Here is an 11,560-nt window from a genome sequence, read left to right as displayed (position 1 = left end):
AACTTGATATTTATATTCGAATAAAGAAAAGAAAAAGTTACGAATCTTCAAAACGAAAAAATAAAAAGAATCAAACGAGATACACAAGGCTTAGGGATTATTTTGACATTCTTCAAGTTTTGAATATTCAAGGTTATGAATCTATGTTTGTAAGTCAGAATGATTTTTATAGGATATTTAAAAATGAATTATTACTGCATACTGAAGAGCAGAACATCACAGAATTTTTAGAGCATGTAATCACATATTTTAAAGATATGAAGTTACGTAATATCTCTATTGAGGATTCAAGATTTGATTCACAGTATCGCACATGGTTATTTATGATACGAGAAGTCATTGAAAAAAGTTATTTTGGCAGTATTTTAAAAGAGTATCTCATCCAAAGATACGAGTTAAAAAAAGCTGGTTATTTTAGAAAAGAAGAAGATGCACATCACTTATTTCTTTCCGAAAGACAGTATCAAAAATTCCACAGTCCTATTGAACCGTATATTGTAAATGGTTGGTTAGAAAGAATCTTAGAACAATGTGAAATTGAACGGTATGATGGAACGCTTAACTTATTCACTAAACACAATATAAAAAGGACACTTTCGATTCATACATTTAGACATACGTATATTACATATCGTATTGGGTATGAATCTATGTACGAGTTATTTAACCAATCTTCACTAGCTCAACTAAAGAAAGAGGTGGGACACGTTATAGATTCAGAAGTTACCTTATCTCGTTATTATTTTTTAGATCAAAAAAGAAATGCACGTGCAAATACTGCTATATACAAATTTTTAGTAAAACATATAAAAAAAGACGACGCTGGGGGAGAATAAGTGTTATTACAATCTCAATTACTTCATAGATTGTCAAAAAAACAAAAGCAAAAATGGAATAATGAATTAATGGATGAAGTAGAATTGAAAATTTATAACTATCAAAAATATATACAAGATTATTTAAAAGGTATATGGAACAAGGATGAAAAAGTGTGGGTTTTCCAAGATTACTTATATAATGTTGAGATGCCTGCTAAAACAGTTTTTGAATTTTATACATGTAATCCTCAAGTACCTTCAAATAATTACGAATGGTCATGTGAAAAAGATTTGATACCTCGCGAGGATTTACCACAACTAATACTGAAATGCATGAAGAAAGATAAGAGGGGGAATGGGGTAGGTAGAGCAGAAAAAGTAGTTAGATATGTTTTTGATATTCTAAATCATCCTCTGGATATATTATTTGTAAATCGGCAAATGTTAAAGGAATCTACAAGCGTAAGTAATGATTACGTTTATCCTTTATTAGTAAATGTACAAACATTGTATCTCGCAGCTTGTTTGGAAAATCAAGTAAGAATACCACTTGAGATATCACTTGGTTGTATTAATAATTTCCCGGTATCTATAAATGGTATAAAGGGTTCTATAAAAGGACGTCTTTCTAAGAATTCGGAATATCTTTTGACCTTCATTTTAATGGATCAAGAAAAATTCATTTCGGAACTTCAATATAAACAAGATAATGAATTGAATTCACTACGTCAACCTCATAATTTAATATATTTTTTAACAGCTATACTTTTAGAAGTTGGAACAAATACTTGGGCAGAAATAAATATTAGGAATTTCCCAATAAAAAAGTGGAAGATTCTATTCAATGAAGCTTGGGCTACATTCCATGATAAATCAAAACGTTCTGATAAAAGTGCTAGAACACTCGCTCTGTCTTATTTGTTTGAATTAAAAACAGGGCTAAAATTGAATCAACATACTTTTGGCAATTTTGATGAAAAAAATGAAATTGAGACTATGTTAATTCAATTCAAATTGTATTTAATGCAGAAGAAAGTCTCTTTAATTGAATATAGTGCTTTAAAGTATATTTTAATAAAATGTGACCTCACCAAAATTGAAGAGTTAACGATAAACAATCTAAAAGAAACAGTTGATAAATATTTTGAGTTTTGCAACGGAAATAATCTTCAACGCAATACTACAGTTGCTCCGAGAATACGTAGTTTTTGTAACGGATTGAAAACAATAAAAGAATTGTTTGAACGTGAAAACAGTTTAGGAGTTCGTTATGATTTTCCTTATCATGAGCATGAAATTCAAATAGCTGGTGATACTGAGCATGATACGCTGTTCCGTTATGCCTTTGAAAAACTAGATACATATTCTTTGGCGACCGATGATGGTACTTTTAAGGAAGACATATTGAAAGTTGATGCTATTGCTAGAGCGATAAAGAATTCTAAAATGAAGAATAGAAAAGAAGAAAATATAATTGATTATTTTAATGAATTACAGAAAATTACCATGTTAAGAATTCTTGTTGAATCAGGTATTCGAATATCGGAAGTTATCAATATTCCATATCATTTTATTGGTCGGGTTGATGAAGAAGATATTGATATTCTTGTTTTATCTTTAAATAAATTAGGTGAAGAATTCGGTGTAGTTCCAATTAGTAAAGAAACTGCTGTTATGTTTTATGAATGTATAGAGATTCGTAAAACATATTTTTTAAACACAATACATGATATAGATTTATGGGATGAAAATCACGTGAAACCGGATTTGAAATATGCCCTCCAATTTTTCTATATTTACAATAAAAAAAATAATATTGGAAACTTTAAAGGGAATTATTTTTTACCTATAGTGCTAACTGATTTTCTCGATGAAATATGTGATGAAAATAAAATAGAGCGAACAAAAGGGAAAAGATTTCATATGTTTCGTCATCGGGCAGCAGAATATTTCTTTTTCTGTATGAGTTACTATGATGATTTTGATTTTAAAGATGATGAAGAATATAAAACTGAGGTGATTAAAAAATTGTTACGTCACCTAGATGTAGGAATGACTGAGCGTTATTCTTGGGGATCATTACTAAATAGAATAGCAGAAAAAAGACTTGTTTTTTTGAAAAGCCTTCCTAGTCTAGCTAGTTGGAATAGTCCAGATTCAGAAGTTCATAAACAAAGTGTTATAGATAAAATAAACCAAGATTTAAAGGGTATGTTGACACAAAATTCTATTGATAGAATTGGCAAATTACTTACTGCGCCTGCAGGATTACTTAAAGAATCTGTTATAAATGAACTAAGTAAAAATCAATCGTTTAAGATTATTTTAAATAACCTACGTAAAATAGATGGAAATAAAGGTGCGGTTCCAAATGGGTATGCTTATTTTGGTATGTGTACACAGTTCAACTGTCCAAAATTAAAAAACAGAGAAAAGGTGACTTGTGAATCTTGCGATGAATTACTTCTTGACACAAACCATATTATTCATTTAATTGGTACAATCGTACGATGTCAAGAATCTCTTTATTCATATGGAAAATCATATATTGACGATGTAAATCACTATAATCATGTGCATTCATTACGCGCACGTAGTATCAATGCACAAAACAAATTATTTAACGAATTTAATTTTAGTGTAGATGAATTATTGGAATTAATTGCTCAGTATTATGAAGGAGCATTGAAATTGGAGGTGTAATATATGTTATTAAATCGTCGTAAAGAAGAACTTTTTTTAGAATCTCTCATACGCAAATCAAATTTACTGACTAAAAAAGAATTCGAATTTTTATTAGAAAATGAATGCAACGTGACCTATTCAAAAAAATACTATGAAGAATTTACGACAGCCTATAACAGGTGGATTAACCATAGCAATGATCTAAATCCTACAGTTTTCAATAATCAAATTGAACATTTAGTTTTTGAAGAAAGCAGTAATAATTATGAATTAAAATTAAAATTGAAACTAAAAGATTATCTGGCCCTAAATATTTTGTGTAAAATTATCCCTTATAATGAAATACTTTTAAATGAGTTCATTTTAAAGGGAATTAATAATAAAATGCAATTTATTATTCCTTTCTACCGATCGCTTCAAAAGGATTTTTTGCCCAAATGGGACTCAATTAAGATGAAATCAAATAGGAAATTGGCTTGTATTCTTTTTTTAAAAACTGAGTATGGAAACCAATTTATAAGTGAAGAAAAAATACTAGATTTATTATTTATGTTAGTTAAAAATTCGGGAGATAATTATACTAAAGCTGTTATTGAGTTTTCGATGGAATTCTATCCGCTCTTAGAAAAATATAATTACTTTGGTTCTTATGAAAATATAATTGACTATATTAATCGTTATAAACGTAATTTTACAATAGATCCAGAACTTGAATTGAAAGAACATTTCGAAAAAACGTTGAGTGAATTTAGTGAATTCGAATTTTATTCAGTAGCCAAATCATACATAAATGATCGATGGGCTAAAAAAACTTTGAATTATAATGCTTTAAAAAGAAGTATATCTATATATAATTCATTTTTTAAGCTATGCGTTGAGAATCACCAAGTACCGATTACACATTTTAAAGAATTTACAGGGTTCCATAGAGATTTGTTTATAGAACATATTAAGAACCTTTCAAGGAAGGAATATCTAGCAGCAGTTAGTAATTTAATCCGTCACTATAATTCATTTTTTGTTACTGACGGAAAATTTATAGACCCGTCTTTTTTCTCTTTGCCCAAAAAAATCAAAATTGCTGATAAAACAGCACTAAAGGAAACTGGAATTGGTGCTTTTGCATCAAGTATTTATTTTGAAGTAATATTTAGCAGAAAGAATAGTTTAGAGACGAAATCGCAATACGAACTATATCAATATATAAAAATACGACTCCTCTGGTTAATTTTACTTACTGGAGGACGGTATAAAGAACTGAATAAACTGAAATTAATAGAAGTTCAAGACGCAATTAATTTTAAAAGTCCATATATTTTTTTGCAAACTGTGAAGGGTGGGAATAATAGAACCATTGAGTTTGATAGAGGGGAACTTAGAAATGATGTTTATGAATATGATTGGCTTTCATTAGATATTATTTTGGAGTTAATTGAAGCTGCAAAATATATATATAAGGATTTGCCAATAAAACCAGAACAGAAGTATTTATTTCCTAGTTTTCGAACGATCACAAATCCATGCGGATATCAGTCTATTAATAAATTAAGTAAAAAAATTCAAATTGAGAATAAGATTGTGTATGGCTCAGTATATGATATTTTAAACCGAGAAGCGTATATTTATAATAATAGAATTCGAGGAAGATTAGATAAACCTTTATTTAATATTCATGATTTTCGACATTTTTCAGTTGAAATTTTTAGAAAATATGCTCGATTAACACAAGTTGAAATTCAGAAATTCACAGGACATAGAAACAGAAAATCTGAGGAATATTATGGAGAGCATTTCATGATTGCTGTTGATACATTTAAAGTTATGGAGAAGTATGGTCATACTTATGGTGAAAATAAACTAGTAGTGAATCAACCGGGCTATATTAATCCAAATGTTCAAGATAAAAGTAATCTTGCGTTTATACAAGACATAGATAATTATTTCAATAATACTGATTATTTTAGCTCGAGAAATTTGTCGGCAGCTACAAAAGTCATTGATGAAGATACAGATTGTCAAACCCTAGTGGCTTGTGCTGAAACAGGTATTGGTTGTACAAGTTGTGAGTATTTTCGAGCAGGTGAGGAAACAATTGAGAAAAAAGATGCTATTAAATATCTGCTTGAGTATGAATATAATCAGATTGAATTACTGATTATTGAATTAATGGAAAGTAAAAAAGAATTATTAAAGAAAAATAGGGGTTCAAAAGTATTGTTAGTAAACAAGTTTATTGATATTTGTATAAGATTTGAAAAAATCAATCAAACAAAAAATTTAACTTTAATGTCAGTAAAACAAGGATTTGGTTGGAGTGAGTCTACGGCCAATCGATTTTTAAGTCCGATATACAAGAATATTCGAAAAAATGATTTAGATAAAGAGGTTGTTTCTCGTATCAAAGAAATAGTTAAAGAAGGATTGTTTGAAGAAGAAGTTAATATTTCTTTGTATCGAGATAGTAAAAATAGGGTGGTGTTTAAGAATGGATAAAAATAAGAACACCATAGTACAACAGAGAAAAATTGAAGGAATTAAGATTGCAATAAAACATTTACACGAAATGGGTGTAAAAGACTTAATGAATAAAAAGTTAATCTCCGATACAACTAAACAACTCTTTCCAAATAAACAGGATTACCAGGTTTCAAGAGTTACTTTGTCTAATGATTTTTATAAACAACAGCTGCCAAAACTCGTTAAAGATTTTCTTCACTACAATAATCTTAGTTCCAATAAGGATTTAGAAATGGCCAGACAAATTAAGGATAAAAATTTCCAAAAAAAGATGAAAGAACTCCAGCGTTTCAGTAAAGACTTAGCAATTAAAATTAAAAATGGTGAAGTGAATACAGAAAAAGAAATACCAACTAAATCATTCTTGAGCAATGAAATTAAAAAATATTTTGGTTATTCAATTAACCTGTCGATGAAACAATATAGTTCACTATACTCAGAATTTTTCTTGGAAGAATTACTGAGTGAAGAACTCCACGATGAAGAAAGCAAAAATCAGTCTAAATTTGTTGAAATGAGTAAATATAGAAAATTACTTAGAGAAAAGCAAATTGCAGAAAAAGAATTCAATCGCCTTATATACGAACAATTTCAGAATTACTATACAAAGCAGGAAGATAATTTATTTGCTAAAGGGGATGGATTCTTAGAGCTGCACGAAACAGAAATTGACTTAAATCTATTATTTGATTATATAGAAAAGGAATTAAAAAATATTTATAGCTCTCAGAAGTCAGTAAATGCATTTAAATTGGTCAGAACATTAATAGAGAACTGCTCTATTAATAATCCAAATAAATGAATAAACCACTACATAAATAATTTGGTCTTTATAAAAACGATGGAATCGAAATATCCAATCGTTTTTCATTGAGTTCCCACCAGTCTTATTTTTATTTTCATTTTTGACTGGCTGGGAATTTTTTATACTTTATTTCTCGATATCAAGTTAGCGGGTTTTATTTCTTCTATATCAAGTGATAGTTGATTACCATCAAATTCATTCAATAAATAGTTATTTCTGGTTCAATAATGATTCTTGTTTCACCAGTAATCTTAATTTCGTAATAAATATTTTGTTCCTAGTGGAAGAACAATTTATTAGTAGTTTGAGATATACCAAAGGCTTCATAATGTTCAATGCATTACTGATGCCATTTTGGGGATTGTGGTGTGAACGCTTGTTCCAGAGTTTTTGATTTATGATCAATTAGAAAATACGCATATTAATCAACTGGAAACAATAATAGATTTATCCAATCAAATAGATGGCCAATTAATATTCCCTATATTAAGAGAAAGAATTAGTGCTATAGATGAATAATTCAAGAATCTACTATATTTGAACTTTCACAGAATAGTAAGTTCTTCCACATATAAAAAACTTGAGAATATAGCTAGAAGAAAAAGAACGTCGAACAACGCATGAGATTGTTCGACGTTCTTTCACGGTTCTTATTTCCATTTATTTAGTTGAGGGTTTCTGTTCCACATACGACCATGACGAGGGTTACCATTCTCGGTTTTGTCTCCAACATGATAAACTTTATTTATATCTAGTATGCCCCAAAGCCAATTAGTACGACGTTGAACTAGATTAGGTAGAATTCCGTCACAATCGCCCCAAGCAACAATTACTTTACTTATACTACTGTTGTTACAAGTATCTGTTATTCTAGTATTACATCGTGCTTGATTTCCAATTAAGGTTGTGAATCCGAGAGTAGTTAATTGTAAGGGGTTTGGATCACGATAAGGAAATAAGTTTAAAATATGTACTGTATGATAATTTTGGCGTTCACACCAACAAAGAACTTTTCCTACAGTTGGATCAACTTTTTCAACGCCATTATAAATGCCAGCTTTCGAAGGGTTCATTAAAACAATTACTACTTCTTCACCCTTGTTTCTATTTCTTGATTCGAAGGACAACAAGTATCTATAATTACCGATTGAATCATCATAAGTAATCCGATAGTATCTTAAAGAAAGTGGGATTGATGGCATGGATAAGCTCCTTTCAGGAAGGGATTTCCTTTTTAACCTACTACAATAATAATTAATTCTGTGATTTTAAGTATATCTTTGCCGCGTCGGCAAAGATATACTTATTTTTATTTTAGGTAAGTTTGTAATCAAACCATTTTGACGTACTATAATGATTTTAGTATTATATTACCAAATCTACTAAAATCAATGTGTAAAGGGCTTAATTATATTGGAGGAAATACTTATGGGACTTTAATGCAAGAAAATAATTTATTTGTTAAAGGGGACGGGTTAACGGAACTCCATAATATGGATATTGACTTGAATCTCTTATTTGGATATATAGAAAAAGAGCTAAAAAATGTCTATAGCACTCAAAAGTCGGTTAATGCGTTTAAATTGGTCCAAAAGTTAATGGAAAATTGTTCTGTAAAATAAACCATAAATAATAAAAAATGCTAATAATATATTAGATATTAATAGTAAGCAAACCTAGTATACTAAATGTTATTCGATAATAGGAAAGAGTTACCTTAGCCAAATAATCGTTTAATTAAGAAAGGAAAAGCCAGATGTCAAAAAAAACTTTTGAAGAAGTTGCTAATTATGTTGAATTTCAGAGCCAACATAAATGTAAAGTTCTAAGTGCAAAACCGGAACAAACTTTTAATGACTTAGGTGTTAAGGTTACAGTATGGAATGTAAAAACTGATACTGATGGTTCATGGTGGGTTGTAGAGGGGGACACGGTTCCGATGAATCTGTATTCGCAAGATGCATTTTATTTCGGTACGGATGAAGTCTATTCCTTTCATATGGGAATAATAGAACGGATGAAGGCATCAGCATACAATCCAGAGGATTATGTAAATGCAGTGACGTTAGAAACAGATATTGCTCCTCAATTGTTTAGAAAGCTAAAAAGTATTGCCAAACTAATAGATTCTACAGTCGAAATTGAAGATTTTCAATCAGTTGGTGTACAGTGCAGAGAAGTATTAATAGATTTAGGCAATTCTATTTATTTTGCAGAAATGGCTGGAGAAAATGAGCAGCCACAAGCTTCAAATTTCAAAAGAAAGGCAGAGTTGTTTATACAATTTTACTTAGCTGGCTCAGATAATAGTGATTATCGTAGTATAATAAAAAAATTGACTGAATCAACATGGGATTACTCTAATAAACTTACTCATTCCCACAACGCAACTTTTTATGAAGCATCTACATGCGTTTCATTATGTACTTCATTGGTTGGAGCATATGAAAATATTAGACAAAAAGTTTTTGATCCAATTTCTCAATACAAATGTAAAACTTGTACTAGCAAGAAGTTAGAAATAGTTGATGATGAAGTAGGTGAAGATGGAATAGTCAAAAAACTTTTCTTGCAATGTGAAGAATGCAGTGATATTACAGAGATTATTTTCAAATAGAAAATAATAGCAAAGTTAAGTATAAGAATGTTTACAGTGAGGAGAAATTATGGACACATATTTTAGTAAGAAAAATACAGGTGGAAGTTACGCTTCAAAGGGCTTTGAATATCAGGATTACTGTTGTCTTTCAACGGTGTTTATGAATCTCTCAGAGAATGATTTTAAAAGCGTATCTGTGGAAACAATTAATGATTTTACTATAATGTTTGAAACATATGAAGTTTGTGTACAAGTTAAAAGGCAACATATAAATATCAGTTATGCTAAAACTTTATTAGAAGGTATAGAAATTAAAAAGGATAAAATGTACGAAATTATAGGTACCAGCATAAGCGAAGACCTAAGAAATTTAATGACAAACATTATGTGGCTGAAAAATATTAAAAATTCTAGTCGTAATGATAGTGAAAAAATTGATGCGGAGGAATCTCTGAAAAAGATTTTAGAAAAACAAAAATTAGAAAAGTACTATGAAAAGTTATTAATTACCAGTTTTGCACCTATCCCGGAAGATATGGCCCCAATGGCGTTATATGCCAACTATAGTTATTGGCTAGATACAAATAGCTATAGTTGTAATAAGGAAGACTTGCTAAATAATATGTTACTTAAAATCAGTAAGATGAGAAGTGACAGAGCTTATCTTAATAAGGAAGATTTGGAGGCAACTATAAATCAATATCGAATTGAAACTGCTGTAACCAAAGTTCTTGATGAGTTCTATGATCGCAAATTCAAAACTCCTTCTGAGATATTGAAAATATTAGGCGGAGATAAAGAAGAAATATTAAAGAAATTAGAAGTACATATTATTGAAGCTGATAAATATATTAAATCAAAAGATTTCTCTAAAGCATTAAAAATTTATTCTTCTCTGGCTGTTTTATATCAGGAAGAAGCTGTTTTAATTAATTGTGCGATGTTATATGAAGTTCTAGATAATTATTCTGAAGCAATTAGTTATTGTAATAAGATTTTGCAATTAAATCCAAGAAGTTATGAAGCCTATTTTATATTGGGAACTTCCTCAGGACAATTAAATCAAATTGATAATGCATTGGAATATTTAAATAAAGCAAAAGAATTAAAGGAGACTGCAGAAATATATTATAATCTAGGATTTATATATTATCTTAGAAAAGATAATGATAAAGCTTATTCTTGTTATAGAAAATGCTTAGAATTAGATGATACTTTTGCAGATGCACATTTAAATATTAGTGATTTTACAGAGAAAGAAAATGCGATTTTTCATCTAGACAGAGCAATTGAGTTAAATAGTCATATGTATCAAGCATATGGGAAAAAAGGAGAACTTTTAAGGGATATAGGGCTACATAATCATGCCATAAGATATTTTAAAAAATGTCTAGACTATGATAAAACTAATTTTCAAGCATTAAAGGGTATATCTTTATGTTTGCTAGATTTAGGAAAACCAGAAGAAGCGGCTATTTATTTTGCAGACTGGATAAGTGAATACAAGGAACAATTACTACCTTCTAAAATGAATAATGGTCAGTCAAATATGATTGTTGATATAACTTGGCATAGAACAAGATTTCTGCATTATAAAAAAATAGATGAAAATATAATAAGAGTGGATATGCCATATGGTAGTGTAGAAATTAATATATCAGAAGGTAAATGTTTTATTTTTATAGGCTGTCTTATGAATCTTGATAAAAGTGAGGCTGTTTTACCTATAGTAGGAAAATTGTATGAAAATGAAAAAGAATTTCTTAAGTGCGTTACCAGTATAAAAAATAATTCAATTTTACCAAATGATAATGCAACAATGGCTAAATCAATAAAAGTTCTAGTCCGTGAATATAACGACCGTATTTTTATATCAATAGATGTTGGAAATTATCAGATGTCAGGTTTCACAGATATGATAAGCGATGGTTATAGGAATTTTCTAAATGGTTATAATTCAAAGAAGGAAATAGGAGTTTTAATTAGCTGCCTAGATAGTAAAAAAGATTTCTTAATAGAAGGCATTATTAATGTTACTCTGGAAAAGTTTGAGGAGGAACCATTGAAAAAGTTAAAGAATGATATAACAAAGGAAATGCTTAATAAAGCTATGGAATCAGATAGTAATAATTAATC

Annotated in this window: 7 protein-coding genes; 6 read left to right on the top strand and 1 reads right to left on the bottom strand. The window is 29.3% G+C overall.

The features are described 5' to 3' along the window. The 4 genes from ACOMCU_RS24755 to ACOMCU_RS24740 form a co-directional block, all read left to right on the top strand. On the top strand, positions 1 to 836 hold an 836-nt coding region (locus ACOMCU_RS24755), incomplete at its 5' end, for a hypothetical protein (RefSeq protein ID WP_421051760.1). Further along, positions 837 to 3,521 (top strand): hypothetical protein, encoded by a 2,685-nt coding sequence (locus tag ACOMCU_RS24750; RefSeq protein ID WP_421051759.1) that lies wholly within the window; start codon positions 837 to 839, stop codon positions 3,519 to 3,521. A gap of 3 nt (positions 3,522 to 3,524) precedes the next feature. After that, positions 3,525 to 5,996, top strand: a complete 2,472-nt coding sequence (locus ACOMCU_RS24745) for a hypothetical protein (RefSeq protein WP_421051758.1) — start codon at positions 3,525 to 3,527, stop codon at positions 5,994 to 5,996. Next, positions 5,989 to 6,822, top strand: coding sequence for a hypothetical protein (locus ACOMCU_RS24740; RefSeq protein WP_421051757.1), 834 nt, complete (start codon positions 5,989 to 5,991; stop codon positions 6,820 to 6,822). Before ACOMCU_RS24745 ends, ACOMCU_RS24740 begins: the two co-directional genes overlap by 8 nt. 653 nt (positions 6,823 to 7,475) lie before the next feature. Here ACOMCU_RS24740 and ACOMCU_RS24735 read toward each other — a convergent pair. Further along, the gene (locus ACOMCU_RS24735; protein ID WP_421051756.1) at positions 7,476 to 8,027 is read right to left on the bottom strand and encodes a DUF1643 domain-containing protein; all 552 of its coding nucleotides are present in this window, start codon (positions 8,025 to 8,027) and stop codon (positions 7,476 to 7,478) included. 554 nt (positions 8,028 to 8,581) lie between these two features. Between ACOMCU_RS24735 and ACOMCU_RS24730 the strand changes: the two genes are divergently transcribed. Continuing rightward, on the top strand, positions 8,582 to 9,442 hold the full coding sequence (locus ACOMCU_RS24730) for a hypothetical protein (protein WP_421051755.1): 861 nt from the start codon (positions 8,582 to 8,584) through the stop codon (positions 9,440 to 9,442). 49 nt (positions 9,443 to 9,491) lie between these two features. Beyond that, positions 9,492 to 11,558 (top strand): tetratricopeptide repeat protein, encoded by a 2,067-nt coding sequence (locus tag ACOMCU_RS24725; protein ID WP_421051753.1) that lies wholly within the window; start codon positions 9,492 to 9,494, stop codon positions 11,556 to 11,558. The last annotated feature ends 2 nt before the right edge of the window (positions 11,559 to 11,560 follow it).

This window comes from Lysinibacillus sp. UGB7, assembly GCF_049058285.1.
GTDB classification, from domain to species: domain Bacteria; phylum Bacillota; class Bacilli; order Bacillales_A; family Planococcaceae; genus Lysinibacillus; species Lysinibacillus sphaericus_B.
Note: the sequence above shows the minus strand (reverse complement) of the source record. Positions and strands in the feature narration are given on the sequence as shown.

Coding starts and splice junctions, on each gene's coding strand:
- ACOMCU_RS24745 (WP_421051758.1), top strand. CDS start 3,525: ATGTTATTAAATCGTCGTAAAGAAGAACTTTTTTTAGAATCTCTCATA.
- ACOMCU_RS24740 (WP_421051757.1), top strand. CDS start 5,989: ATGGATAAAAATAAGAACACCATAGTACAACAGAGAAAAATTGAAGGA.
- ACOMCU_RS24735 (WP_421051756.1), bottom strand. CDS start 8,027: ATGCCATCAATCCCACTTTCTTTAAGATACTATCGGATTACTTATGAT.
- ACOMCU_RS24730 (WP_421051755.1), top strand. CDS start 8,582: ATGTCAAAAAAAACTTTTGAAGAAGTTGCTAATTATGTTGAATTTCAG.
- ACOMCU_RS24725 (WP_421051753.1), top strand. CDS start 9,492: ATGGACACATATTTTAGTAAGAAAAATACAGGTGGAAGTTACGCTTCA.